General features: G+C 40.5%; 23 protein-coding genes. 9 read left to right on the top strand and 14 right to left on the bottom strand.

The window, feature by feature from the left end; all coding sequences use genetic code 11:
• Positions 1–95: 95 nt before the first annotated feature.
• Complete coding sequence (gene dnaA, locus N7E81_RS11795) at positions 96–1,511, top strand: chromosomal replication initiator protein DnaA (protein WP_263049787.1); 1,416 nt, start codon at positions 96–98, stop codon at positions 1,509–1,511.
• 28 nt (positions 1,512–1,539) lie between these two features.
• On the opposite strand, the gene N7E81_RS11790 is transcribed toward dnaA, so the two are convergent.
• The 3 genes from N7E81_RS11790 to N7E81_RS11780 all read right to left on the bottom strand — a co-directional run bounded on the left by N7E81_RS11790 (position 1,540) and on the right by N7E81_RS11780 (position 4,098).
• Positions 1,540–2,985, bottom strand: coding sequence for a S1C family serine protease (locus N7E81_RS11790; RefSeq protein ID WP_263049786.1), 1,446 nt, complete (start codon positions 2,983–2,985; stop codon positions 1,540–1,542).
• A gap of 77 nt (positions 2,986–3,062) precedes the next feature.
• Positions 3,063–3,497, bottom strand: coding sequence for a hypothetical protein (locus tag N7E81_RS11785; RefSeq protein WP_263049785.1), 435 nt, complete (start codon positions 3,495–3,497; stop codon positions 3,063–3,065).
• A gap of 136 nt (positions 3,498–3,633) precedes the next feature.
• Positions 3,634–4,098, bottom strand: a complete 465-nt coding sequence (locus N7E81_RS11780; RefSeq protein ID WP_263049784.1) for a hypothetical protein — start codon at positions 4,096–4,098, stop codon at positions 3,634–3,636.
• Between the two features lie 221 nt (positions 4,099–4,319).
• Between N7E81_RS11780 and N7E81_RS11775 the strand changes: the two genes are divergently transcribed.
• Both N7E81_RS11775 and N7E81_RS11770 read left to right on the top strand, forming a co-directional pair.
• The gene (locus N7E81_RS11775) at positions 4,320–6,275 is read left to right on the top strand and encodes a tetratricopeptide repeat-containing sensor histidine kinase (protein ID WP_263049783.1); all 1,956 of its coding nucleotides are present in this window, start codon (positions 4,320–4,322) and stop codon (positions 6,273–6,275) included.
• Entirely contained in the window at positions 6,268–6,906 is a 639-nt protein-coding gene (locus N7E81_RS11770; RefSeq protein WP_263049782.1) for a response regulator transcription factor, read from the top strand. Before N7E81_RS11775 ends, N7E81_RS11770 begins: the two co-directional genes overlap by 8 nt.
• Positions 6,907–6,911: 5 nt before the next feature.
• Here the strand turns inward: N7E81_RS11770 and thiL are convergent, their stop codons facing one another.
• On the bottom strand, positions 6,912–7,943 hold the full coding sequence (gene thiL / locus N7E81_RS11765) for a thiamine-phosphate kinase (RefSeq protein WP_263049781.1): 1,032 nt from the start codon (positions 7,941–7,943) through the stop codon (positions 6,912–6,914).
• A 2-nt stretch (positions 7,944–7,945) separates the two neighbouring features.
• The gene (gene mce / locus N7E81_RS11760; RefSeq protein ID WP_263049780.1) at positions 7,946–8,347 is read right to left on the bottom strand and encodes a methylmalonyl-CoA epimerase; all 402 of its coding nucleotides are present in this window, start codon (positions 8,345–8,347) and stop codon (positions 7,946–7,948) included.
• A 147-nt stretch (positions 8,348–8,494) separates the two neighbouring features.
• On the opposite strand from mce, the gene N7E81_RS11755 reads away from it, so the two are divergent.
• Positions 8,495–8,824, top strand: coding sequence for a HesB/IscA family protein (locus N7E81_RS11755; RefSeq protein WP_263049779.1), 330 nt, complete (start codon positions 8,495–8,497; stop codon positions 8,822–8,824).
• Positions 8,825–8,871: 47 nt separating this feature from the next.
• On the opposite strand, the gene N7E81_RS11750 is transcribed toward N7E81_RS11755, so the two are convergent.
• The 3 genes from N7E81_RS11750 to N7E81_RS11740 form a co-directional block, all read right to left on the bottom strand.
• Positions 8,872–10,671 (bottom strand): 4Fe-4S binding protein, encoded by a 1,800-nt coding sequence (locus N7E81_RS11750; protein WP_263049778.1) that lies wholly within the window; start codon positions 10,669–10,671, stop codon positions 8,872–8,874.
• Positions 10,668–12,008 carry an NAD(P)/FAD-dependent oxidoreductase gene (locus tag N7E81_RS11745; RefSeq protein ID WP_263049777.1) on the bottom strand — a complete coding sequence of 447 codons (1,341 nt, stop codon included), beginning with the start codon at positions 12,006–12,008 and terminating at the stop codon, positions 10,668–10,670. The genes N7E81_RS11750 and N7E81_RS11745 overlap by 4 nt, the downstream gene beginning before the upstream one ends.
• A 373-nt stretch (positions 12,009–12,381) precedes the next feature.
• Entirely contained in the window at positions 12,382–12,864 is a 483-nt protein-coding gene (locus tag N7E81_RS11740; RefSeq protein WP_263049776.1) for a deoxycytidylate deaminase, read from the bottom strand.
• A 142-nt stretch (positions 12,865–13,006) separates the two neighbouring features.
• On the opposite strand from N7E81_RS11740, the gene ggt reads away from it, so the two are divergent.
• Both ggt and N7E81_RS11730 read left to right on the top strand, forming a co-directional pair.
• The gene (gene ggt / locus N7E81_RS11735) at positions 13,007–14,704 is read left to right on the top strand and encodes a gamma-glutamyltransferase (RefSeq protein ID WP_263049775.1); all 1,698 of its coding nucleotides are present in this window, start codon (positions 13,007–13,009) and stop codon (positions 14,702–14,704) included.
• Between the two features lie 259 nt (positions 14,705–14,963).
• The gene (locus tag N7E81_RS11730; RefSeq protein ID WP_263049774.1) at positions 14,964–15,332 is read left to right on the top strand and encodes an Hpt domain-containing protein; all 369 of its coding nucleotides are present in this window, start codon (positions 14,964–14,966) and stop codon (positions 15,330–15,332) included.
• Positions 15,333–15,345: 13 nt separating this feature from the next.
• Here N7E81_RS11730 and guaA read toward each other — a convergent pair whose 3' ends face one another.
• From guaA to N7E81_RS11715, 3 genes are all read right to left on the bottom strand, one after another.
• Positions 15,346–16,875, bottom strand: coding sequence for a glutamine-hydrolyzing GMP synthase (gene guaA, locus N7E81_RS11725; RefSeq protein WP_263049773.1), 1,530 nt, complete (start codon positions 16,873–16,875; stop codon positions 15,346–15,348).
• A gap of 86 nt (positions 16,876–16,961) precedes the next feature.
• The gene (locus tag N7E81_RS11720) at positions 16,962–17,657 is read right to left on the bottom strand and encodes a DUF6048 family protein (protein WP_263049772.1); all 696 of its coding nucleotides are present in this window, start codon (positions 17,655–17,657) and stop codon (positions 16,962–16,964) included.
• A complete protein-coding gene (locus N7E81_RS11715; RefSeq protein WP_263049771.1) occupies positions 17,644–18,360 on the bottom strand; it encodes a hypothetical protein in 717 nt (238 codons plus the stop codon). The genes N7E81_RS11720 and N7E81_RS11715 overlap by 14 nt, the downstream gene beginning before the upstream one ends.
• A 242-nt stretch (positions 18,361–18,602) precedes the next feature.
• On the opposite strand from N7E81_RS11715, the gene N7E81_RS19320 reads away from it, so the two are divergent.
• Positions 18,603–19,760 carry an OmpA family protein gene (locus N7E81_RS19320; protein ID WP_317624043.1) on the top strand — a complete coding sequence of 386 codons (1,158 nt, stop codon included), beginning with the start codon at positions 18,603–18,605 and terminating at the stop codon, positions 19,758–19,760.
• Between the two features lie 31 nt (positions 19,761–19,791).
• On the opposite strand, the gene dnaB is transcribed toward N7E81_RS19320, so the two are convergent.
• Positions 19,792–21,372, bottom strand: coding sequence for a replicative DNA helicase (gene dnaB, locus N7E81_RS11705; protein WP_263049770.1), 1,581 nt, complete (start codon positions 21,370–21,372; stop codon positions 19,792–19,794).
• A 382-nt stretch (positions 21,373–21,754) separates the two neighbouring features.
• Between dnaB and N7E81_RS11700 the strand changes: the two genes are divergently transcribed.
• Together N7E81_RS11700 and N7E81_RS11695 are read left to right on the top strand one after the other, a co-directional pair.
• Positions 21,755–23,116, top strand: a complete 1,362-nt coding sequence (locus N7E81_RS11700) for a UDP-N-acetylmuramate--L-alanine ligase (protein WP_263049769.1) — start codon at positions 21,755–21,757, stop codon at positions 23,114–23,116.
• 37 nt (positions 23,117–23,153) lie between these two features.
• A complete protein-coding gene (locus N7E81_RS11695) occupies positions 23,154–23,960 on the top strand; it encodes a 3'-5' exonuclease (RefSeq protein ID WP_263049768.1) in 807 nt (268 codons plus the stop codon).
• 11 nt (positions 23,961–23,971) lie between these two features.
• Here N7E81_RS11695 and N7E81_RS11690 read toward each other — a convergent pair whose 3' ends face one another.
• Together N7E81_RS11690 and N7E81_RS11685 are read right to left on the bottom strand one after the other, a co-directional pair.
• Positions 23,972–24,493 (bottom strand): thioredoxin family protein, encoded by a 522-nt coding sequence (locus N7E81_RS11690; protein ID WP_263049767.1) that lies wholly within the window; start codon positions 24,491–24,493, stop codon positions 23,972–23,974.
• A 356-nt stretch (positions 24,494–24,849) separates the two neighbouring features.
• The gene (locus tag N7E81_RS11685; protein WP_263049766.1) at positions 24,850–25,233 is read right to left on the bottom strand and encodes an START-like domain-containing protein; all 384 of its coding nucleotides are present in this window, start codon (positions 25,231–25,233) and stop codon (positions 24,850–24,852) included.
• Between the last annotated feature and the right edge of the window lie 116 nt (positions 25,234–25,349).

The following is a 25,349-nucleotide window of genomic DNA, read 5'->3' as shown; positions in this document are numbered from 1 at the left end:
ATTTTTTTGTTAACTATTTTTTTCTCAAATTTGATGTCCGCTATAGAGAGAAACGTTAAAAAAATCAGTTTTTAACCACCAACGAATTTAAACGAATGCATGTAAGAATATGGGATAAGTGCTTAGAATACATCGGGTCAAAACTACCCGAGCAGAGCTTCAAAACGTGGTTTGAGCCGATTATTCCTATAAAGTTCGCACATCCGGTACTTACGATACAGGTTCCTTCGCAATTCTTTTACGAGTGGTTAGAAGACAATTACGTTCAAGTACTTAAAGCAGCTATTCAATCCGAAATTGGCCCTGAAGGCAAATTAGAGTACTCCGTGATCGTAGACAAAGGGAATTCGTCTAATCAGCCATATACCGTTAATTTGGCTCAAAAAAATGGTGTTTCTAAATTTGGACAAATCAAGGGGGATCAAAATCAACGTTTTGCAAGCCCTTTTGCTCTACAGGCCATTGATGGGTGCTACCAGAAATCCAACCTAAATCCAGAAAACACCTTTGACACCTATATAGAAGGCGACTGCAACAGACTGGCCAGATCAGCTGGGTATGCTGTAGCGACCAAACCAGGTGTAACTTCATTCAACCCTCTCATGATATATGGAGGAGTGGGACTTGGTAAAACACACTTGGTACAAGCCATTGGAAACAAAATAAAAGAGGAAACCCCAGACAATTTTGTTCTCTATGTAGCCTCTGAAAAATTTGCTAACCAATTCATAGAAGCACTCAAAAATAACAACCTTCAAGATTTTACGAATTACTATCTCAATGTAGATACACTGATTATAGACGACGTACAATTCTTTAAGGATAAAGTAAAAACTCAAGAGATTTTCTTTCACATCTTCAATCACCTGCACCAAAACGGCAAGCAGATCGTGATGTCAAGTGACAGACCTCCTACCGAATTGCAAGGACTTCAAGAAAGATTGGTTTCCAGGTTCAAGTGGGGATTGACTGCGGACTTGCAAAACCCTGACTTTGAAACCAGATTGGCTATCATTCAGAAAAAACTGCAAGATGATGGTTTGATCATTGACGACAAAGTATTGGAATACTTAGCGTATAGTGTAGACACCAACATCAGAGAACTCGAAGGCGTACTGATCTCTTTGGTCGCACACTCGTCGCTTAATAAGACAGATATTGATTTGGAGTTGGCTAAGCAAACTTTGAAATCGATCGTGAAAAATATCGAATCAGAAGTAGGTATAGATTACATCCAAAAAACTGTTTCTGAATATTTCAATGTGTCATCTGACGATTTGAAAGCGAAGACACGTAAGAAAGAGATTGTGATCGCCAGACAGCTGGCCATGTACTTTTCTAAAGACTACACCAATCACTCACTCAAAAGCATCGGCAGCCATTTTGGAGGCAGAGATCACAGCACTGTCATTCATGCCCTACAGTCGGTCAACGATATGCTTGATACCGACGCTCGATTTAGGTCCTCCTTCTCAGAGTTGAAAAAGAAATTTAAAATGAAAGCCATATAGGCTTTCATTTTTTTTTACGCTCCCTCCCTTAGAATAGGAAAGGGTAATAAATCTTACGTCCTCCCGTAGTAATTCCAGAAATAATTACTTTGCCTCGTATCTTTTCAAGGATATCTTCTAGCTCCGAAGGAGTAGTTATTTTGCTGTGATTGATATCTGTAATAACAAAACCTTCAGGAATGTCCAATTTCCTAAAAAAACCATTACCCACTTCGATCACTCTGATACCAGACTCAATACCCATCAGGTCGCGCTCCGCTTTTGAAATCGCTTCGAAAGATGCTTGCAAAGATTGCGACTCATATATCGATCGCTTCAGTATCTCCTTGGTTCCTTCTCTATTGGTAAACTCTAGTGTTTTGATCACCTGCTTATTCCCACGTTTCAGAGAAAGCTGAATCAAATCCCCTGGATATTTGTAGCCAATCATTTCTTCTAGCTGAACTTTGTCGTACAGTGGTTCGCCGTTTACCTCAGTGATGATATCGCCTTTTTCTAAATCAGCCTTGTCTGCCGCCCAGCCTTTTTGCACATGAGTGATAATCACACCATTGAGACTATTGATATTTAGCTCCTTTGCCACCTCATTGTCTATATCGGCAAACTCTGCACCGAAGAATGCTTTTTGTACTTCTCCATATTGCACGATATCATTAAACACCTTTTTTACAATATCTACCGGCACAGCAAATCCATATCCTGCGTATGACCCTGTCATAGATAATATGGCCGTATTGATACCAATAAGTTCTCCATTACGGTTCACTAGTGCGCCGCCACTATTACCAGGATTAATCGCAGCATCTGTCTGTATAAAAGACTCTATAGGAAATTTATCTTTAAGAATATGGATATTTCTACCTTTGGCAGATACAATTCCTGCGGTGACTGTAGAGGTTAAATTGAAAGGATTGCCCACTGCAAGTACCCATTCTCCTACATTGAGATCCGCTGAACTCCCCATAGATATGGCAGGGAGATTTTCTACGTCCACTTTGATCACGGCCAAGTCCGTAGATGGGTCTGCCCCCACCAGATGCCCTTTGTAGCTTCTCTTTTTGTGCACCACTTCGATCTCATCAGCTCCCTCTATCACGTGGTTGTTGGTAATAATGTAGCCATCATCAGACAGAATCACACCAGACCCTGTACTGACACGCTGCGAAGAACGTGGCTCAAAGAACCAATCCATCCAATGTCCCGTGCGGTAATTGATTACGCTTTGATTTTTGATAAACACCACGCTATTGGTAGAATGTGCAGAGGCATCTACAAAGTCCTCCACAGGCAGCACATTGGCATATCCTGCTTGATCATTCACGAAATTAGCATGGTTTGATGGATGGTGGGCTGCTACGTTTTGTTCTTCATGACCTTGCTTTAGCTCTTCGAATTTGATGTATTCTAAAGAAACCCAAACTCCCATTCCTGCAGATAAAAAGGCGACGAGCCCTGTTTTGATATACTTTGACATAGGTACGCGTTTATTTTTTCGTATGTGAAATTACGAAGGAATAAAGGAGAAGTTAAAAAAAGAGGCGTTAATGATTGTTAAGCAGATTTGCTTTTAAGCCATTCGGAAGCGTCATCAATATTTTGAAAAAACCTATTGTGTGAAGCTTCAGGGATTTTGATAGAACTTTGAATATCGTCGACGGAAAATTTAGCAAAAATATCTACTGGCAATACTGTAGCAGAGTATTCAATTCCCACTTTGATCATTTCTTTGGTGAAATTGCCCGCTATATACTTTTGTGAATTTTCGTCTAGCACTTCGATTTCTCTAGCATCGTAGAGTACTTTACGTGCTCCCTCAAACAAGACAGCATCAATAATGCGCTGAGCTACGGCTTTGATCTCATCATAAGTACAAAATCCTGTCCATCTGCTAGTTAGGATCTTATTCAAGGGATTCCAAAAAACCTGCACATATGGTTTATTCAAATAAACCTTCGAATCTTTCGGTATTTCTATTGATGTATTCATATTCCCTTGATGCTCCCATTAACTCAGTGTCAACAAAGTTAAACGCATTTTAAAAAAATAGCAGAATGAGCCTGCCATTTTATTAATTCCGAAATAAAAATATTCTTAAATAGAAATTTAACACGTATATGTCTGCTTAGGAAAATTGATAGCGAACAGGATTATCTAGCATCGGAAGATTCAATAAGGCTGCTTCCTCTTTGCTGATTTTATTAAACCCAAAAACTCCACCAGATGCGCTTGCCACCTTCTCCGACAATTGAAGCAAAAAGTCATAGTATCTCACTGAGTCTTTTACATCTAATTTGGACAATACGCCATTCAACTGTCTCAAGGCTACAGTAATTCTAGCCATGGTCATATCCATTTCATTCGAAGCCGCAGCTGTCCAGCGATTTAATATCACTGGCATTCTTTCGCCTACTTCTAAAAAATATGAAACCCAAAAATCTCGAGGTTCAGTTACAAACTTTGTAGCCGCTTTGAGTTCTTTGCTATCTATTTTGCCATCTGCCCCTGCGATAAGCAAGGCAACCAAAGCAGGTGCTTCGTACAGCAATTCAATTTCATCATCTCTTAGGTTCAAAAAATCACGAGTCATTATTATTACATTTTAAGATGTAGAAAATAAAAAAACAATCTAGGTCAGACCGTGTATGTATACCTACAAAGGTAAAAGAGAAAAATACCCTACGTAACCCCTAAAAATCACCAATTTTAATCTCACTACTTTTAGGGATAAAAATTAGAGATTGCTCCCCCTCTTCTGTGTATTATCGAGCAAATCCAATTAATTTTCCGTTCCAGTTAGTCTGGTCAGCTATGCGATTATCAGTATTTATTTTACTTATAGGATTACTCCTGCATCATACCGTATGGTCTGCAGAGGGTCTCGATCTAAAACCTACTCAGATCGACTCCATGTACGACCACTATGAATCGATTATCAGCACTGCCCCTGACAGTGCCGCCCTTCTCACACGACAAGCATTACAATTGAGTGAATCTATTGCTTATATGTCGGGGATTATCCGTGGTCATTATAGTACTGGCAGGGCTTACTTTTTCAATTTGGGGCTTGATTCAGCTGCGTCACATTTCCGAGAAGGCATTAGACTTAGTTTGGTATCTAAAGATACGACCCACTTGGTACTGTGTAAGAAGTGGATGGGAACATTTCTACGTTATCAATCCGATTTTCAAGGCAGTCTGAAGGAATATCAGGAAGCACTCGCTCTAGCTGAAAAAATACAATACACTGATCAAATTCCTAATTTGACCCAAAATATTGCTTCTATTTTTTTAGATCAAAATCAGTACGATCAAGCGATCTACTACTATCAAATGAGTTTGAATAATATGACCGACCCTTATACCAAGTCTGTTTGCAACACGAATTTAGCGTTGGTATATATCAGGACACAGCAGTATGATTTGGCTCTTCAAACCCTCGACTACAGTATAAAGCTCTGTGAGCTAACAAACAATCCAAATTGCGATATTTCACCCTTGGAGCTAATCACCCAAACGTACATCGAAAGCCAGTCATATGAAAGAGCTTTGATATATGGACTTGACGTACTGGAAAGGAGAAAAAAAGAAAACTCAAAAGCTAGTATAGTGAACTCATACAATCAAATTGGGCTGATTTACCTTAATCTGGAAGATTTCGAACACGCGCTCACCTATTTTGAGTATTGCCTCTCTCTAAACGATTACATCAAACCCAGCATGCTGCCTTATATTCATGCCAACATCGCCTTATCATACGAAGGATTAGGAAACTACCAATCTGCAGTGAAGCACCTTTGGAGATTCGAACACACGCGAGACAGCCTGAGCAACGAAGAAAATCAACGACACACCAATGAGCTATTGGCACAATTTGACAGCGAAAAAAAAGAACAAGCCATTCTACTATTACAAAAAGAGAAAGAGTTGCAAGAATCCGAACTCAACAAACAAACGCTCATCCGAAACATAGCCATTGCTGGCGTAATCATTGCCCTGCTCGTCTTGCTCTTCATTAGAGATATTTATGTTCAAAAAATAAAAGTTCAACATACGCTCACTCAAAAGCAAAAAGAAATTAATACCCAAAAAACAAAAGAACTAATCCGGGAAAATGAACTAAAAGCTTCGAAAGCCAATATAGAAGGGCAAGAATTAGAAAGGAAACGCATCGCCCAAGAACTACACGATGGCATAGCAGGAAACCTAGCCAGTATAAAACTTAACCTGAGCGGCATACCCGAAGCTTCTGTTTCAGCATCGATAACGCAAGTATTGTCGCAAATCGACAATACCTACGACCAAGTACGTACCCTATCGCATCATCTGATGCCACCCTCCGTCAAAGACTCTTCTCTGCCCACATTGATAGACAACTACCTCAACGAGCTTCGCATGGGAGTGGATTTTACCATCGACTTTATTTGTCAGCAAAGAGAAGCGATAGACCAGCTATCCAGCCATACTAAACTTGAACTCTACCGAGTCACTCAGGAATTATTGAGTAATATCATCAAGCATGCACACCCCACCCATGTAGATATTCAACTCAACGAAAACCAATCAGAAATCAACCTAATGGTCGAAGACGACGGCAATGGATTTGACCCAAAGAAAATGAGCCTGGGAATTGGCCTGAAAAGCATCACTTCCAGAGTGAATCAAGTTAACGGACAAATCCATATAGACTCCAGTCCTGGACATGGCACTACCGTAAGTATAGACGTGCCCCTCCTCCAAAGCGTAGTAACACATGACAATGGATAAAAAAATAAGATTGGTAATAGCAGATGATCATAGCATGTTTCTCGAAGGACTCAAAGTGCTCATAGAGAAAGAGGATCACATTGATATCGTAGGAACAGCAAAGGATGGATTAGGTGTACTTGATTTGATCAAATCAACCCCTATCGACATAGTCATCACAGACTTGAGTATGCCTAATATGGACGGGCTCGTCCTCAATAAAAACATCAAAAGCAAGTACCCTAAGACCAAAACTATCGTAGTAAGCACCCACAGCGACTCTGAAATGGTGATGCAGCTGATTAAAAATGATGTAGATGGCTATCTGCTCAAAAATGCAGACCCGAAAGAACTATTTCTTGCCATATCTACTGTATTCGAGGGCGACAAATACTTTTCTCAAGAAGTAAAGGATAAGTTTATGACGACGATGTTTTCTGACAAGAAAAAAACGCAAGTACCGATTCTTACCAAAAGAGAAAAAGAAATCATAAGACTGATCACTGCAGAGTTCACTACCTCAGAGATTGCTACACAGCTACACATCAGCGATCATACAGTAAACTCACACCGCAAGAATCTACTTTCTAAACTTGACGTAAAAAACACTGCTGGATTAGTCAAATATGCCCTAAAGCATGACCTAGGCTAAAACGCCTAAAAATGCTTCCATCCCTGTGCCTTTAACGCTACTGTGTTATTGTTTTTAGTCACCATTTTCAACCCGTTGGCTTTCTTATCTATATACCCAATGGTAGCAATGTCTGGGTGATTTTTGATTTTTTCAAAATCTGTCTGCCCAATAGTAAACAGTAATTCATAATCTTCTCCGCCGTTTAATGCACACGTCATCGGATCCATATTGAATTCTACAGCAGTATCATAGGCCATCTTGGCTATTGGCAACTTGTCTTCATAGATCGTCACCCCCACTTCCGATTGCTTTGCAATATGAAACAACTCAGAAGCCAGTCCATCCGAAATATCGATCATAGCAGTAGGTACCAGCCCAAGGTCTCCCAACTCATGAATCACATCCATACGCGCCGATGGCTTAAGCTGTCTTTTCACAATCAAATCGTATTTTTCCAAATCAGGCTGCATGTCTGGATTTGCCTTGAAAACAGCCTTTTCTCTCTCCAACACTTGCAACCCCAAAAAGGCACCTCCTAAATCGCCAGTCACACAGATAATGTCATTTTCCTCAGCGTTTTTTCGGTAAACTACTTTGTCTTTGGCTACTTCCCCGATCACAGAAATCGATATCACTAAGCCTGACGGCGATGATGTCGTATCACCACCTACCAAATCCACTGAATAGTCCTCGCAAGCAAATTGAATCCCTTTGTACAGCTCTTCTACCGCCTCCACTGAAAAGCGATTACTCAGCCCTAGACTAACCGTGATTTGCTTAGGTAGACCATTCATAGCTGCAATATCAGACACATTGACCGATACGGCTTTATATCCCAAATGCTGTAGTGGCATATACGACAAATCGAAGTGTACACCTTCTAGGAGCATATCAGTAGAAATCAATTGCAAAGAATCTCCCGAACCAAAAACAGCAGCGTCGTCACCAATACCTTTGAGTGTAGTTTCATTCTTGGTGGCAAACTTGGCACTGATCTGATCGATCAATCCAAACTCTCCGATTTCGCCTATTTCTGTTCTTTTTTGCTCTGACATGCTTATACTTTAATTTCTTGACACAACTCCACTAATACACCATTGCTCGACTTGGGGTGTAAAAAACACACCAATTTATTGTCTGCTCCTCGTTTGGGTTCCTTATTAATCAACTGAAAACCTTCTCCTTCAAGCCGCTTCATCTCGGCATGGATATCCTCCACTTCAAAAGCCATGTGATGAATACCTTCTCCGTTCTTCTCTATAAACTTAGTTATGGTGCTGTCCTCATTGGTAGCTTCTAGTAGCTCCACTTTGGATTCGCCCACCTCAAAAAATGAAGTAGATACATTTTCGGAATCCACACGCTCCACTTTATAACTCGGCTGACCAAACAACCGTTCAAAAAGCAGGTTTGAATCCTTTAGGTTTTTCACCGCAATACCAATGTGCTCTAGTTTCATTTTTGGGTCTTAATTATTTAAACCGATTCTAAATAAATCGTTAGATTTGCAAAAAAAGTGAAACTTTTCTGTATCACGAAGAGTTTTGTACTTTTATAAATAGACATTCAAATCGGTATTCAAAATACCATTAGAAATATAAAAACTATGTTGAACGTATCAGAAAAAGCGCAAAACAGAATTGTTGAATTGAAGAAGGCTGAAGGCCATACAGATAATCACAACCTACGCGTATCCGTCAAAGGTGGTGGTTGCTCAGGCTTGATGTACGATCTTGCATTCGACGATCAGATTACTGACAAAGACGATGTCTTTGAAGGTGCTAACGGAGTTAAAGTCATTGTAGACAAAAAAAGTCTTTTTTATCTATTAGACACTACTTTAGATTTTTCAGATGGCCTCAATGGAAAAGGCTTTCAGTTTGTAAATCCAAATGCCACCCGTACGTGTGGCTGTGGCGAAAGCTTCGCAGTTTAAAGTTTTTCAAACCAAAAACATTTGATAGCCGTGGATCACCTCCCCGGCTATTTTTTTATTTCAGGAAAGCTGTCATTACCAATCAACCCCGCCGTCTCGAATCGATTGTTATCCGCACGATTCTCTAAATTGAGTACCCCTCTAGGGCACACTGAAGAACAAACGCCACAACCTACACACGACGATCTTACGATGTTCTCTCCTCGTTGAGCATATGCTCGCACATCTATCCCCATCTCACAGTAGGTAGAGCAATTGCCGCATGAGATGCACTGACCACCGTTGGTGGTGATTCTAAACCTAGACTGGAACCGCTGTACCAAGCCTAAATAGGCAGCCAAAGGACAACCAAAACGACACCACACTCTATTTCCCATTAGGGGATAAAAACCTGTACCGACCACACCTGCAAATCCTGCCCCTATCCAGCTACCATAAATAGCCCGAAGCTTGTATGAACTCACTCCCAGCAATTCACTTTCGCCTGTCCAGTACGTGTACAATACCGCTACAGTCATCAAGACGGCAAACACCAATACACTATGTATGGATATTCGCTCGAATCGCCAGGCTTTCAATGACTTATCAGATAATTGTCTAAAAGGATCTCCTAATGTTTCGGCTAAGCCGCCACACCCGCACACCCATGAACAATACCACCGCTTACCAAAGAAATAAACCATTATAGGCACGCCCAACACGGTAAGCCCTACTCCCCAACCAAGCATAAACAAACCCAATCCTCCATGATTGATCAACGCATTCAACTCATTATCAAAAAAGAAATCATAGTCTAATGGCCATATATTCTTAAAATCAAAATAAGGCTGATTCAATCGCATGAGAATTTCAGGAATGAGAAAAGCAAAAGCCAACTGAAAAAACATAACCGAAGTGGTTCTCCAAAGCTGATACTTACTATGGCGGTATTTGATTGTCATCCGCACACCCATGACCAAAATAGCCAAAGTATAAATGAATCCATAAAGGAAAAAACGACCTGCGTCTGCTCCCTTGAGCCACTGGCTCACAGGGTCTACCATCAATATCCAGCTCGTCATGTATTCGGGATAGAAATACAGCACTACATAAAAGAGAATCAAAAAGCTTCCCAACAATATCCCAATCCAACCGATATTTTTGGTCTTACTATGAAAAGTACCGTCATTCTTAATACCTGGAGGGCCTAAGATCTTTTTGTTTGGTAGGATATACATCAGCGCACCCAAAATACTCAAGCCATAGACAATGACTAGAGCCAGCGTTTTGTTGGCAGAAACCCAACCTACAGAAGAAGCCTTGGTCAACTGAAATTTAAGCTCTTTTATCTCGTAAGTATTGAACCCTTTCTGATTGAGTACACCATACTGTGCGATATTGTGCTGCACGGACTGCAAGGCCTCTCTAAGCTCGTCTGTACTACCGAATGACCGACCATCGAGCCAACTCCCATAAGTCTGAAAAGACTCCCACTGAAAACCTGTAATGGCATCCTTCGTTCGGAAAGCATGCTGTGCCTGATCCATAGTGAAATTTCCATCCTGATTCGCCTCCACAATTTGATGGATTCTATCATTGCTCAGACCAAATCGATCCAACTGAAAATCATTGATTTTATTAAACAGGATCTCAAGTTCACTATTGAACATGAAAGCATTCGGGTAGGAACGTAACAGTTGGCTTTCGCCAAATGACTTCACCAATCCTGCTTTGGTAGGATCTGAGATTACCTGATCTATAGTTTGCTTAGTGAGCTGATACTTTTCACTGCCAAAACTGATAAGAAAGGCTCCAAACCCAACTAAAAAAATAATCAGACCTATATTTTGGATTAATTTATAATTCATGCGAATAGTCTTTTTAGAAGGGATGCTTTTTTATTTGGTACAGTCATATACTCAAACTCACGATTAAACACTTGACGAATATCGTATTCGTAGGCCTTGAAAAACTCAGGGTCGAAATTGGCACTTTCCAACTCGGCCATCACTTGGTTGATTTTACGGCCCGCAGCTATCCACTGATCCCAAATTTCGTGTCTCATTCTAATCCCCAATACATTCACACCTAGTACGGCCATCGTCTGCTCATCGAATACGATTCGAAGTGATTTTTTTTGATCCTTTGATTGCCAAAAGAATTGTTCCTGACCACTTTTCAATTGTGGCTTCACCCTTCCGTAAGTTTGATACTCTATGTTAAAAAACTTAGCAGAATTGAACCATATGCCTGGACGGTAAGCCGTTCGATCTCCTGTGATCGTTCGAGCCACTACTTCACCCATCATACGACCAGTGTACCATACTTGCTCCAGCGGCCTTCTTCCCTCAGTAGGCGTACGGCGCTCAGCACAATCTCCAATAGCATACACATCTGGCTTATTTGTTTCAAGGTATTCATTCACCAATACACCACGATTGATCTCTAAACCAGAATCCTTAAGCCAGTTGACATTTGGGGACACTCCAACTGTCAGTCCCACAAATTGACAGGCTATATTTTCGCCCGTACTAGTTATTACACCTGTCACCTTTCCCTCTCCATCAGTGGTTATTTCTTTCAGCTCTGTCTCAAGGCGCAAATCTATGTGATGATCCAAAATCTCTTGATTGATCATCTTCGCTTCCTCTTCGGGCATCACTGTATCCCAAAAATTATTTTCCCTCACCAGAAAAGTGACTGATATATTTCTGGAATGAAGCATTTCAGCCAATTCAACACCTATTAGTCCCCCACCTACAACTACCGCATGTTTAGCCTCTCTTGTATGCTGCTCTATATATCCCAAGTCTTGCGCATGGTATAAGCCGCTCACTCCTACTGCATCTTGACCTGGCCACCCAAATTTATTGGGTACCGACCCTGTCGCTATGACAAGTGTGTCATAGGGCAATGTTTTATCCTCATCGATATGTAGTGTTTTAGATTCGAAATCAATCTTTCTCACCCAGCCTTTGAGCAATTCAATTCTATTTTTCTCCCAAAACCAGTTTTCATAAGGTTGCGTATGTTCGAATTCCATATGCCCCATGTATACATACATGAGTGCTGTTCTTGAAAAAAAATAATCACTCTCTCCTGAGATCACCAAGATTTCACAATCACTCTGCTTGCGAATATGCCGAGCAGCAGTGATACCCGCTATCCCATTACCAATTATTACAACACGTTTTTGTTCTTGCATAAGCCATTATTAGGCAGTAGTTAAAAAGCTATTTTCAAGACTAAAATATAATAACGGAGGATATAGTTCCATTCAACCCAATATACTTCCGTCCAACTAGGTAATTCCCCTAATAAATAGTAGAAATCCGTAAAAATTACATTTTTACCCACAATAGTTTTGTGTGTAGCTACAGCTTATTATCTTTGTATCACAATTTCGAAAGAAAGAAAAATATTTTCGAATTGCTTAATCTTTTTGGCACGATAATCGTTACATCAGATATAGCATTCAATTACAACATTTAAGGTTGTTGAGGTAAGTTTAGGTTAGGTTGGTTTAGGGGTTGCACGTCAAAAGGCAGCCCCTTCCTTTTTTTAAGCCTTCCTAGTTTTTAAATAAGCGCCGTCAGGTTTGCGATCTCCCCTTCATATTTTTTACAGCTAACTCCAAATTTTTCAAGAAAATCTATTCCTTCATCTGATTTCAATCCTTTGTATTCCGCATAGGACTTAAGATACACCACTTCTGAAATCCCCATAGAATAGATAATTCTGGCACAAGACAGACAAGGCGAGAGAGTCACGTACAATTTCGACCCTTCTACCGATGCATTATTCTTTACCGCATACAAAATTGCATTTTGTTCTGCATGGATAGCTAGCGTACAGCTGCCTTTCGAATCACGGTCACAACCTTTTTCAGGAAATTCTTCATCACAGTTGTGCGTATGGGCTGGAGGCCCATTATAACCTATTGAAATAATTCTAGTCTCTTTCACCAGTACCGCTCCTACGTGTCGTTTGATACAATGAGAACGCTTAGCCAAGTTGACTGCCAGTTCCATATAGATATCGTCGAAATCAGGTCTATTCATAATTCTAAATTTATTAGAGAGGCAATTTACCCATTACCTAAGTTTAGTAATAGGATTTCCTTCGCAATTTAGGTTCGCACATAATCCTTCCGCATCCATATTCCAAATGTTTAAATTAGAGCATCAATAATCCATACACAGAATGAAAATACAAATACTCCTCTTTTCCATCACCGCATGGCTTTATGCTTCGTGCACAACAATAGACACAACTCAACCCGAAACAGGTCTGCTAACCAAAAATGCAATGGTGGTCTCTGCCCACTCCTTAGCATCTGAGGCAGGCAAGCAAGCCCTCCTAGCTGGCGGCAATGCTTTCGATGCTGCAGTCGCTACACATTTCACCCTTGCGGTCGTATACCCACAAGCTGGCAACTTAGGCGGTGGTGGATTTGCCGTATACCGACTCAATGATGGAGAAATAGGCACGCTAGATTTCAGAGAAAAAGCACCTCTAGCAGCCACAAAAAACATGTATCAAGATTCCACTGGCCAGGTAGTACCTAACAAAAGTTTAGTCGGACATTTGGCCGTAGGCGTACCTGGGTCCGTAGATGGACTACTCAAAATCCATGAAAAATATGGCCTTCTTCCACTGGCTACCATTCTTCAACCTGCTATCGATTTAGCTAAAAACGGTCATGCCATCAACAAAACATTAGCAAAAGAACTCAATCGATTTAAAACTACTTTCCTGCAAGTAAATCAAAGGCAAACACCATATTCGAAAGAAGAAAATTGGAACCAAGGAGACACACTAATCAATCAAGACCTTGCTAAAACATTAACCGCAATCAGAGATTACGGACGCAGTGGATTCTATAAAGGGTGGGTCGCCGCCAGCATCATTTCTGAAAGCAAAAAAGGTCACGGATTACTTACTCAAGCAGACCTTAACAGATACGAATCTAAATGGAGAAAACCACTCGTTGGCACTTACAAAAACCACAAAATAATCACCATGCCACCTCCCTCTGCTGGTGGCATTACTTTACTACAAATGCTCCAAGGATCTGAGTTTTACGACCTAGAAAAATCAGGTTATAATACAAGTGAAACCATCCATAAAATGATTGAAATAGAACGCCGTGCATATGCTGATCGATCGACCTATTTAGGTGATCCTGCTTTTGTCGAGATGCCTCTTGACCGACTGCTTAGTACTGCCTATAATCAATCCAAATTCTCCAACATTGACCCGTCCCTTGCAACACCCTCGTCACAAATAAAAGAAGGACAAGTAGAGGTCATAGAGAGTATGGAGACCACACACTTTTCCATACTAGATCAAGCTGGAAATGCGATTGCAATTACCACTACTTTAAACAGCTACTTTGGGTCGAAAGTAGTCGTACAAGGCGCTGGTTTTTTCCTCAACAATGAGATGGATGACTTCAGTGCTAAGCCAGGCGTACCCAACCAGTTTGGTCTGATCAGCACAGCCGCAAATGCGATCGAACCAGAGAAGAGAATGCTCAGTTCTATGACTCCTACAATCGTTGAAAAAGAAGGCAAAATTAAAATGGTATTAGGCACACCCGGAGGGTCCACCATTATCACCTCAGTATATCAAACCATACTCAATACTATAGATCATCAGATGACCATGCAGCAAGCGGTGAATGCTCCAAAATTTCACAGTCAATGGTTGCCCGACAAAGTATATTTTGAGCAAGGAAAATTCGATCAACCACTTTTAGATTCAATAGCTAGTCTAGGGCACCAAATCGAATTTCGTAAAGCCTTAGGCAAACTAGAATGTATCATGGTACATAAAGATGGCTCCATAGAAGGTGCCCCTGACATCACTCGAAATGAAAGTGTAGCGGCAGGCTTTTAACCACCAAAGCAAAGACAGCTTATAAAGCTTACCGAGGTTTTGCTTATCAAAAAAACTGGCGAAAAAATATGCAACTTATAGTTTAATATAAAAGAGATAAACAACTGATTAATAAATCAATAAACACTAATGATAGATTTTATCTATCAGTAAAAACGAACAAAATCATACCATTCATTTATCATGCTTTTTAGCAATCAAATGAGGAATTCTATTTATTTTGTAGTTTCATATTTTCACATACATATCATCAGTAAAAATGGCATCTGTCAAAATCGAACTTCCGCTTGACCTCTCCTATCTATATGAAATCAGTGATCACGATAGAGAATTCATTTATGAAATGATCATGACCATCGTGAAGAACACACCCGAGATGATCCAAGACATAGAGCGGGAAGGGAAAGCTGAAAAGTGGCATGAGGTAGGGCGGCTGATGCACAAGCTAAAACCCTCGCTTTTGCTCCTAAACATTGATGGAGTATCAGCGCACATTCGCGAACTAGAAGCCAATGCCAAAGCACCAAGAAATATAGAGATGATACCAAAACAAATCGCAGAGCTACGAGAACTCTGCGATTTGATTTTGAAAGAATTGAATGAACTAATCCAATCAGATCAGTTCTAATATTTACCAGGGTTTATTCCCACTCGATCGTAGCTGGCGGCTTTGAACTGATGTCGTACACCACACGGTTGACTCCCTTTACTTTGTTGATAATTTGGTTCGAAATATCTGCCAAAAAATCGTATGGCAAATGACACCAATCGGCAGTCATTCCATCCACACTAGAGACCGCCCTTAGCGCCACTACTCGTTCGTAAGTCCGCTCGTCGCCCATCACTCCTACAGACTGAATAGGCAGCAGCATAGCCCCTGCTTGCCATACGTCATTATAAAGTCCTTTGTCCTTCAGTCCATTGATAAAAATATGATCAACCTCCTGTAGAATCTCCACCTTTTCTGCTGTGATATCTCCCAAAATTCTGATACCTAATCCTGGCCCTGGAAATGGATGACGACCTAATATTTTTTCATCAATTTCGAGTGCTCTACCTACCCTTCTTACCTCGTCTTTGAAGAGGGTATTGAGAGGCTCCACAACCTTCAAATTCATCTTAGCAGGAAGACCTCCTACGTTGTGATGAGACTTGATGGTAACAGAAGGTCCATTCACCGAAACAGACTCAATTACATCTGGATAGATCGTACCCTGCCCCAACCATTTTACATTCTTAATTTTCTTAGCTTCGGCGTCGAATACTTCAATAAAAACACGACCGATCGCTTTGCGCTTTTCTTCCGGATCTGTAAGCCCTTCTAATGCCTTGTAAAACTCCTTCGCTGCATTGACTCCCTTCACATTGAGTCCCATACCTTCGTACGATTTCAGAACATCTTCAAACTCATTTTTTCTCAACAAACCATTGTCTACAAAAATGCAATGCAAGTTCTTACCTATCGCATGATGGATCAGCATGGCAGCCACAGAAGAGTCCACGCCTCCAGACAATCCAAGTACCACTTGGTCATTGCCCAACTGGTCTTTCAACTCAGCCACTGTAGCATCCACAAAGATGTCTGGCGTCCAATCTTGGCTACACTTGCAGATGTGGACGACAAAATTTCTTAAAATGATTTTGCCCTCCGTAGAATGCGTCACTTCTGGGTGAAACTGAATACACCAAACAGGGTGAGATTTGCTATGAAATGCAGCCACTTCTACATGCGGTGTACTGGCAATGACTTCAAAATTGTCAGGAATACTTTTGATCGTATCACTATGAGACATCCATACTTGAGAATTGATATCTACCTCTTTGAGCAATTCATTAGTTGAATCTACCTTAGACAGGTTTGCACGTCCGTATTCACGAATCTTGGACGGCATAATCTCGCCTCCAGATTTATGAGCGATCAGCTGAGCACCATAGCAAACGCCCAAAATGGGCACTTCACCAATTAACGCTCCTAAATTGATATCTGGATGATCTTCTTGCCGCACAGAGCAAGGACTTCCTGAAAGGATCAAGCCTTTTACAGAATCGTCAAATTCAGGGATTTTACTAAAGGGGTGTATTTCACAATAAACATTCAGCTCTCTGACGCGACGTGCGATCAATTGGGTGTATTGAGAACCGAAATCGAGGATGATAATCTTTTCTGCCATGCGCAAAATTAACACAGCAAAACAGACCTGCAAGTGGTCTGGTCAATTAAGTTTAAGCTTTTTTAATTCAAGTAATCAAGGAGCTATCAAAAACGCTCCAAGGCATACTTCAAATACAGATTGAGAGCAGGAATAGATCGATCGAACGTACGCCCATAACCAGGAATAGAATAAACATCCAACGGCTCCTGTTCATCGTATTTATCCATAATGCGTAGGCGCAAATGAAACCCTGCATACAGCCCTTTCCATAACCTAGCCTCCGAACTCATAGCCACTTCAAACCATTGAGCAGAAAGATCTCTTCTATAAAAAGACTCCATGAGATCGTCATAAATACCCGAAGCACTCGCGATGTCGATCGTACCTTTATCACTATAGGCTGCTCTTGCATAACGAGCGGAGAAATAGATGTTATTTTTAGCACTCATGTCAATTTTATACCCAAGCCCTACTCGGAAATAATTGCCCTCTGACTGATAGTCAGTATTTTGATACGCTCCATTCGGGTTGAGCGTAGCAAATCCATATTCTCCTACTAGGATCAACTTATTTCTAAACTCCAACTGTCCTCCAAACTCAAACTTAGATTCTGTCTTTAAAAATTGTCCAAACAATTTTCCATAATCTAGCGAGACGGCCACAGACGAAAACAGAGGCATCTTCTTCTCGGTCATTTCTTCAGTTACGAGTGTCTCTTTAGCCAACGCAGCCTCCTGTGCCTGCGCAAGCGAAGCTGTCAGCAACAATATGACAAATGATATGCATTTAGAATTCGACATATATGGTCGTTTGGCTATCGATACAATCTCCACAAGTCACGCTTGCAGAATTAAAAGTCGTCGATATAATTTCAAAATCCGAAGTTCTAATAATTACTTTATTCTTTTCATCCGTAACGGTAGACCTACTATAACCCACTGCCAACCGATATGTACGGTCAGCAATTTTAATATCCAGATCAACATCATTCGCTCGCATATCCAATGGCAATTTCCAATTAGAGGAACTTTCTTCATATACAATACTGCGCCTCTTTTTAGTATTCTCAATAGAAGTCACTTTCAGAAACCCTGATGAAATAGTAGCTGCTGTAGAGTTCCAACCACTCTTCGTTGCATTCACCACTGAATCTTCTCGTTCTATTCCTGTCAAATACAGGTTCAAAGTATCCAAATCATGAATAATCTGTTCTCTCTCTTGATCCAAATCTCCTCCATTCGCAATGGAATCCGTAATAACAATCAATCTATCCACCAACTGGTCGGCACTAGTTTCCAAGTTAGTAATTACAGTATCATACTTCACTTGCTCTTCGGACAGAGAATCAATAATCACATTAACCTGATCTAGACTGTCTTTATTCAAAAAGAAAATACTAACCGAAGGGTCGCTGATTAGTGGCTCAACCTCTTCTTCACAAGCCACAAAAAAGACAACAGCAAGTGCATACATCAGAAGTATTCCTATACTTTTCTTTTTCATCAAAGATGTGGTACTTATCATGCTGCAAACATAAACCCAAAATCGTCATTAGAAAATCTATTACAAGCATAAATCACTTCAAATCAGTCGCTTCAATTCAAAGTTTAAACAACAAACTGGAGCTATATCTGACCTTGCATTTTCAATACAATTTTCACAAGAATAAATAAAACAAATATTGAGATGCTTTATAAATAGTACCCGATGGGTATATTGCATTTATGGTCAAAAATGGAACTTTATTGGGAGCATTATGGCTCCTACTGATCGTATCAGCACAGGGTCAGAATATGGTGATCAACTCTGGTTTCGAAGAAATCTGGGAATGCCCATTCACCATGAATCAACTCAAATTCACTAAATCTTGGTTTCCATTTGGTACAGCAGATCCATCTCCTGACTTTTTTCATTCTTGCTGCATCAATGATTTTATGGGTACACCTGAAAATGTATTCGGTGAACAACCTGCGCATGGTGGCGAGGCTTATATTGGCTTAATTTCTTACCTCACCTCAAAAAGTGGCAGAGGCTGGCACGTACCCGAAAATCACCGAGAATATGCCATGATTCAACTCACCAAGCCACTAGTAGCTGGTCATAAATATTATGCGGAAATGTGGGTAAACCTAGCCGACAACTGTGAGTTTGCCATCAACAGTATCGGCATGTATTTTACTAGAGATATGCCCAATTTTGACTGGCAAGCTATGAACTTCAATCATTACAAACCCCAAATCACTAACCCTAAAGACCGCATGATAGACGATCATGAGGGATGGACTAAGGTTTCTGGTACATTCACAGCAGAGGGCGACGAGCTTGCACTTACTATTGGTACATTTGCCCCAGACTCATCACTAAAGATTAAAAAAACCAAACGAAAATTCTCACAGGTACGTGACAAACGCACCCCAAAACACTTGCAACCTCAAATTGCTTATTATTTCATAGACGATATATTGGTAAGACCCGTAGATCCAATGGAGTCTATTTATCCTGACCCTCAAATTTCCATCACCGAGCCAGAAGATGACTATTTTGGTCCTGCAGAAGTCGGAAAGAAATTCACCTTACAAAACATCTATTTCGAATTTGACCAAGCAACTCTTCTCAGGTCGTCTTATCTGGAGCTCAACAAGCTTTTGACTTATTTAGAAAAACACCGAAGGGTGAAAATTGAAATAGAAGGACATACTGATAATGTGGGGTCGCGAGAATATAATCTATTGCTTTCCGAGGCTCGCGCAAAAGCAGTGGTAGACTATCTGGTTGCCAAAGGCCTGAATGAATTCAGACTGGAGTACAAAGGATATGGCAGCAATCAACCCATCGTACCCAACAACAGCCCGCAAAACCAAGCATTAAACAGAAGGGTTGAATTTCTAATTCTAGAAAACTAAAAAAGGACTAAATCAATTCTATTTTTCACACTTAAAAAGGAGCATCTCCCGAAGACGCAGCACCATCTCCATCATTGGCTTTGGAAGGGAATGTTACGGTATTAGGTACGCTATCAAACTCCGCTGGAATACCTGCAGAAGGGAATCCTCCTCCGCTATAATCCCCGCCCATGATAGACCCATCCAGATCTGCAAACTTGGTGAATCGACCAATAAACTTCAATTTTACATTTTCTAGCGAGCCATTCCTGTGCTTAGCTATGATCACTTCTCCAGTACCTGCTGTAGGCAAACCATCCTCATCCTCTGTGATATCATAATACTCTGGGCGATAAAGGAACATTACCATATCAGCATCCTGCTCGATAGATCCTGACTCCCTCAAATCCGACAACTGAGGACGCTTATCTCCACCTCTGGTTTCTACGGCTCTACTAAGCTGTGACAGTGCGATCACTGGCACATTCAATTCTTTTGCTATTCCTTTAAGTGCTCTTGATATAGAAGCAATTTCCTGCTCCCTATTTCCAGGACCACCACCCGCTTTCGAAGAATCACCAGACATCAGTTGCAAGTAATCAATAATAATCATCTTGATGTCATGCTGAGCCTTTAGTCGTCTACACTTCGCTCGCAATTCAAGAATACTCAAACCTGGCGTATCATCTATAAATATGGGGGCTTCTGTGAGTCTGGCTGTTTTGTGAACCAGCTGCTCCCACTCGTGATCTGCCAGGTTACCTTTCTTGATTTTATCACTCTCCAATTCTGCTTCTGCAGAAATAAGTCTATTGACCAACTGAATAGCAGACATCTCCAAAGAGAAAATAGCTACTCCCTCGCCAAAATCCACTGCTGCATTTCTCATAGCCGAGACGACAAAGGCCGTCTTACCCATGGCAGGACGGGCTGCTATAATCACCAAATCCGAAGGTTGCCACCCTGCAGTCACCCGGTCGAGCTCTGTAAAACCACTAGGTACACCAGTCAAACCATCTTTATGCTCTTTTCTGGCTTCTATTTCCATAATAGCCTCATGCATCAACTGCTGCATTCCAGCATAATTCTTTTTTATATTGGATTCCGAAATCTCAAACAAGGCCTGTTCTGTCCTATCCAATAGCTCAAATACATCCTCTGTATCCTCAAATGCATCTTCTTGAATCTTAGCCGAGATTCTAATCAAATCTCTTTTGATCGCCTGCTCAGTGATGATTCTGGCGTGATATTCTATATTAGCTGCTGAGTTGACTCTTGTCGTCAGGTTAGCAATATGATAAGCTCCTCCTGCCATCTCCAACGTGCCATTCTTACGCAATTGAGCCGTAACAGTCATGATATCTACTGGTTCTGACTTATTAAAAAGCTGAACAATAGCTTCATATATTTTGGCATGTCGATCATCGTAGAAACTTTGTGGCTTGAGAATATCAATGACTGTGGTCAAAGCATCTTTTTCTAACATCAATGCACCTAGCACCGTCTCCTCTATATCTACAGCCTGAGGCTGCAATTTCCCCAGTGGTACTAAACCCGCTTTGGACGAGTTGCTCTTTCTAGCACCTGCTTTACTTCTGACATTTCCTTGATCTGGAGAATCTATATTGGCCATAATTGTTTATAAAAGAAATCTAGGATTAATTTCTAGTGTGTATTCGAAAAGCAAACTTATGCAAACAGATGATGTATTCTCTCAAAACCTAGGGTGGTTTAATAACAACATTTCCACAATGAATTTCACAACGTATATCATTCCATTGCTAACCCCACTTAGACAAGAAACATCATCTACTTAAGTCATTGAAAACCTATCTACTATGGAAGCAAACCATAAAATGGCAGACTAATGCCTAAGCCACTAAAACATATCATTTGAACCAGCTAGTCCATTAATAAACGTAATACAATCATAATATTGTTGATGAAATTTTAAGGAGAGGTTTAATTTGTACACCTTACTAATTGTCTTATTTTTGAAAAAATTCAAAACCTGCATGAGTCAAATTCATCAAAAAATTCACATTATTGCCATTGGAGGCGCAGTTATGAGCAGTTTGGCTATAGCCCTAAAAAAGAAGGGCATGACGGTAAGCGGCTCCGACGACAAGATATATGACCCTGCGGCTTCTTTATTAAATGAGAACGGCTTGCTACCCACACAAATGGGATGGAACGCCAATCTGATCGACAATTCGCTAGACGCTGTGATCGTGGGCATGCACGCCAAAGCAGACAACCCCGAACTACTCAAAGCACAGGCACTCGGCATTAAAATTTGGTCTTACCCTGCATTTATCCGATCACAGTCTGACGACAAACAAAGAATCGTAATCGCAGGCAGTCATGGCAAAACTACCATCACAGGTTCCATCATCCATGTATTAAATTACTGGAATCGAGATTTCGACTATGTAGTAGGAGCCAAAATCAAAGGCATTGAAGAGACAATCAAACTTTCTGATGCGCCAATCATCGTAATAGAAGGTGATGAATACTTCACTTCCCCACTAGACCTAGAACCCAAATTTTTAAAATACGACCATCACATTGCCTTGATCAGTGGTACTGCATGGGATCACATCAATGTGTACCCTACCGAAGATAGCTACCTTGCTCAATTCGAAAAACTTGCTAATCAGACACCTAAAGCAGGATCATTGATCTACTGCACAGAAGATGCGTATGCAAAAAAAATAGCTACCAAAGAGCGCACTGATGTAAAAGCTGACCCATATGAAACGCCCAATTACAAAGTGAAAAATGGGCGGTTTTATTTGAATGAAGAAACTCCTGTCAAACTCTTTGGCAAACACAACATGCAAAACCTTGAGGGAGCCAGAACACTACTCAAGAGAATAGGCATCAGTCGCGCACAATTCTACGAAGCAATAGCCTCCTTCGAAGGAGCATACAAAAGGAACAACCTACTGTCTGAAAATTCAAATACTGCTGTTTATACTGATTTTGCCCATGCGCCATCTAAACTAGAGGCTACTGCAAACGCACTCAAAGAGCTGCACCCTAATAGAAACCTCATCGCCTGTTATGAATTACATACTTTCAGCAGTCTAAACAAAGCTTTCCTAGGCAATTACAAAGACACATTTAAGGCACCAAACGAAGCCATTGTATTCTTTGACCAAAAGCTAATCGAAGAAAAAAACTATACTGCCATCAACGAAGAAGATATCAGAAAAGCCTTTAATAGAAAAGACATTCAGGTATTTACCGATAGCACCCAACTACAGGCACATTTACTCCGTAAAGACTGGAAAAACCAGAATTTGATTTTCATGAGTTCTGGCACATTTGGCGGGTTAGACTTAGGCTCTATCGCCAACACTATTACTAAATAATCAGACATACTGATTCACCATCATATAACTAACAGCAATGCAATTAAATCTAAAAAATCCACTGGCAGTTTTCGATTTGGAAACAACAGGAACCAACATATCTACCGACCGCATTGTTGAGATCTCTGTGGTGAAAATCATGCCTGATGGCGAAGAAATCATCAAGACGATGAAAATCAACCCTACGATTCCTATTCCTGTCGAAACCAGCATGATTCATGGCATATACGACAAAGACGTAAAGGACGCCCCTACTTTCAAATCCATTTCTAAAAGTCTATCTGAATTTCTTCAAGGTTGTGACTTGGGTGGATTCAATTGTTTAAAATTCGACATTCCGCTTTTGGTGGAAGAATTTTTAAGGGTAGATGTAGAATTTGATACCTCTAATAGAAAATTTGTAGATGCACAAAAGATTTTCCACATGATGGAAAAACGGACACTAACAGCCGCTTACAAGTTCTATTGTGACAAATCTCTTGATGGCGCACATAGTGCCGAAGCAGACACCTTAGCTACAGCAGCAGTCATCAAAGCTCAAATAGAAAAATACGACGGACAAGAAGTAGTAAACCCTATGGGCAAAGTAATTGGCAAAATCTCCAATGACATGAAAAGCCTCCACGAAGTATCTGCAGCAAACATGGTAGATCTAGCAGGCAGATTCGTGACCAACGACAAGGGCGTAGAGGTATTCAACTTTGGAAAGCACCGCCACAAGCCCGTAGAAGATATTCTCAAAGCAGAACCTGGCTACTACGACTGGATGATGAAGGGCGATTTTCCTCTCGATACCAAAAGGAAATTGACTCAAATAAAACTGAGAGGATTCAACGCTAGATAAACTACTAGCGTTTATTTGACACTCTTCTGCTTGAGTGCAATCATTTTATCCAAATTTTTGATATATGCATTAGGTCCACCAGCAGCATACCCAGTTTTTCCATATGCTTCGATTTGAAAACGCTCGCCATCGGGTCTATCCAAATCAAACATCCAAATCGTAGGAAAACCTGTCACACGAAAGGCTTGTTGCAATTCAGCATTTTGCTTCACTTGGGCTTCAGGTAATGCGGCTCTTCTTGGGTAATCCAATTCTAACAGAATTACATTCTCTTTAGCCCATGATTTAAACTCAGGTTTACTAAAGACTTCACTTTTCAATTTTTTGCACCAACCACACCAGTCACTCCCTGTAAAATTAGCAAGAATAGGCTTGTTTGTCTTTTCCGACAACTTATAAGCCTCCTCTACATTCACCATCCATCCTTCATTGGGAGAAGCTACAAAACCCTTGCTGTCTTGAGCTGCAGCTTCTAATACTGCTAACACACCAACTACTACTAAACCGATACTCAATAGAAAAGTCTTCTTCATTACTTGATATTTTTTGTAAAACCGAGCTTCACAAAGCTACTAATTTTTATAAAGCACTCATACCCTAATACTACCATTCCCTTATGAAAGTTCCTTTTGTTTTAAATTATTTCATCAAAACACATTTAATCTACACGAACAAAAAAGATGTGTTTCCAATTATTTATTATATTTAGAACAAACAAGAGGAATCATGCATAACTGTAATAAATGTGAGAAAAGAGCTACTCTACATTGCCGATCATGCGGAAGATATTGGTGTGTAAAATGCCAAGAAGAACATGGCAAACCAGGCTTATTCGCTGGGAAATGCGCGGTTTGTGATGGGATTGTGGTTCGTCTCGAACACGCTTAGACTATCCACCTACTATTTCCCGAAGATTAGTCATTAGACTCTCCCATAAGTCTTGGAGTTCATTTTCATCATCCATATCTGAGTAATCGGTCACTCTGATAAACACGGATTGGGTCATCTCATTCATATCTACTTTGAACTCCACATAACTAGGCTCTTCATCATCCGATACAAATTCAAATTTTACTTGAGAATTGGTTCGATGCGAAACCATCTTAGCTTTATTCTCCTCCCCGTCCCAAATAATGGTAAAGGTTTTGTCTTCATCAATATTTACATCGTCAGCAAACCACTGGGCGAGCCCACTTGCTGTTGACAAGTATGGATATAGCATTTTTTTCGATGCTCTAATCTCATATTCCCCTACAAATTTGAACTTGCTCATATTCTAAATATCAATTTCTAATGTTCTCAATGTATTAATTTTATACGAATGTATCAAAAGTTTTTACAAAGACTTGCTAATAAACAAACAATGGCTAGATTTGCACCTCGAAAAAT

Source organism: Reichenbachiella carrageenanivorans (assembly GCF_025639805.1).
Lineage (GTDB): Bacteria > Bacteroidota > Bacteroidia > Cytophagales > Cyclobacteriaceae > Reichenbachiella > Reichenbachiella carrageenanivorans.
This window is presented reverse-complemented; position numbering and strand designations above follow the sequence as displayed.

Excerpts from the sequence above, each read along its gene's own strand:
- N7E81_RS11770 (WP_263049782.1), top strand. The coding sequence starts at position 6,268 with ATGGATAAAAAAATAAGATTGGTAATAGCAGATGATCATAGCATGTTT.
- N7E81_RS11775 (WP_263049783.1), top strand. The coding sequence starts at position 4,320 with ATGCGATTATCAGTATTTATTTTACTTATAGGATTACTCCTGCATCAT.
- N7E81_RS11695 (WP_263049768.1), top strand. The coding sequence starts at position 23,154 with ATGCAATTAAATCTAAAAAATCCACTGGCAGTTTTCGATTTGGAAACA.
- N7E81_RS11750 (WP_263049778.1), bottom strand. The coding sequence starts at position 10,671 with ATGAATTATAAATTAATCCAAAATATAGGTCTGATTATTTTTTTAGTT.
- N7E81_RS11790 (WP_263049786.1), bottom strand. The coding sequence starts at position 2,985 with ATGTCAAAGTATATCAAAACAGGGCTCGTCGCCTTTTTATCTGCAGGA.
- guaA (WP_263049773.1), bottom strand. The coding sequence starts at position 16,875 with ATGGCAGAAAAGATTATCATCCTCGATTTCGGTTCTCAATACACCCAA.
- N7E81_RS11715 (WP_263049771.1), bottom strand. The coding sequence starts at position 18,360 with ATGAAAAAGAAAAGTATAGGAATACTTCTGATGTATGCACTTGCTGTT.
- N7E81_RS11785 (WP_263049785.1), bottom strand. The coding sequence starts at position 3,497 with ATGAATACATCAATAGAAATACCGAAAGATTCGAAGGTTTATTTGAAT.
- N7E81_RS11685 (WP_263049766.1), bottom strand. The coding sequence starts at position 25,233 with ATGAGCAAGTTCAAATTTGTAGGGGAATATGAGATTAGAGCATCGAAA.
- mce (WP_263049780.1), bottom strand. The coding sequence starts at position 8,347 with ATGAAACTAGAGCACATTGGTATTGCGGTGAAAAACCTAAAGGATTCA.
- dnaA (WP_263049787.1), top strand. The coding sequence starts at position 96 with ATGCATGTAAGAATATGGGATAAGTGCTTAGAATACATCGGGTCAAAA.
- thiL (WP_263049781.1), bottom strand. The coding sequence starts at position 7,943 with ATGTCAGAGCAAAAAAGAACAGAAATAGGCGAAATCGGAGAGTTTGGA.
- N7E81_RS11780 (WP_263049784.1), bottom strand. The coding sequence starts at position 4,098 with ATGACTCGTGATTTTTTGAACCTAAGAGATGATGAAATTGAATTGCTG.
- N7E81_RS11740 (WP_263049776.1), bottom strand. The coding sequence starts at position 12,864 with ATGAATAGACCTGATTTCGACGATATCTATATGGAACTGGCAGTCAAC.
- dnaB (WP_263049770.1), bottom strand. The coding sequence starts at position 21,372 with ATGGCCAATATAGATTCTCCAGATCAAGGAAATGTCAGAAGTAAAGCA.
- N7E81_RS11690 (WP_263049767.1), bottom strand. The coding sequence starts at position 24,493 with ATGAAGAAGACTTTTCTATTGAGTATCGGTTTAGTAGTAGTTGGTGTG.
- N7E81_RS11730 (WP_263049774.1), top strand. The coding sequence starts at position 14,964 with ATGGCATCTGTCAAAATCGAACTTCCGCTTGACCTCTCCTATCTATAT.
- ggt (WP_263049775.1), top strand. The coding sequence starts at position 13,007 with ATGAAAATACAAATACTCCTCTTTTCCATCACCGCATGGCTTTATGCT.
- N7E81_RS11755 (WP_263049779.1), top strand. The coding sequence starts at position 8,495 with ATGTTGAACGTATCAGAAAAAGCGCAAAACAGAATTGTTGAATTGAAG.
- N7E81_RS11700 (WP_263049769.1), top strand. The coding sequence starts at position 21,755 with ATGAGTCAAATTCATCAAAAAATTCACATTATTGCCATTGGAGGCGCA.
- N7E81_RS11745 (WP_263049777.1), bottom strand. The coding sequence starts at position 12,008 with ATGCAAGAACAAAAACGTGTTGTAATAATTGGTAATGGGATAGCGGGT.
- N7E81_RS11720 (WP_263049772.1), bottom strand. The coding sequence starts at position 17,657 with ATGTCGAATTCTAAATGCATATCATTTGTCATATTGTTGCTGACAGCT.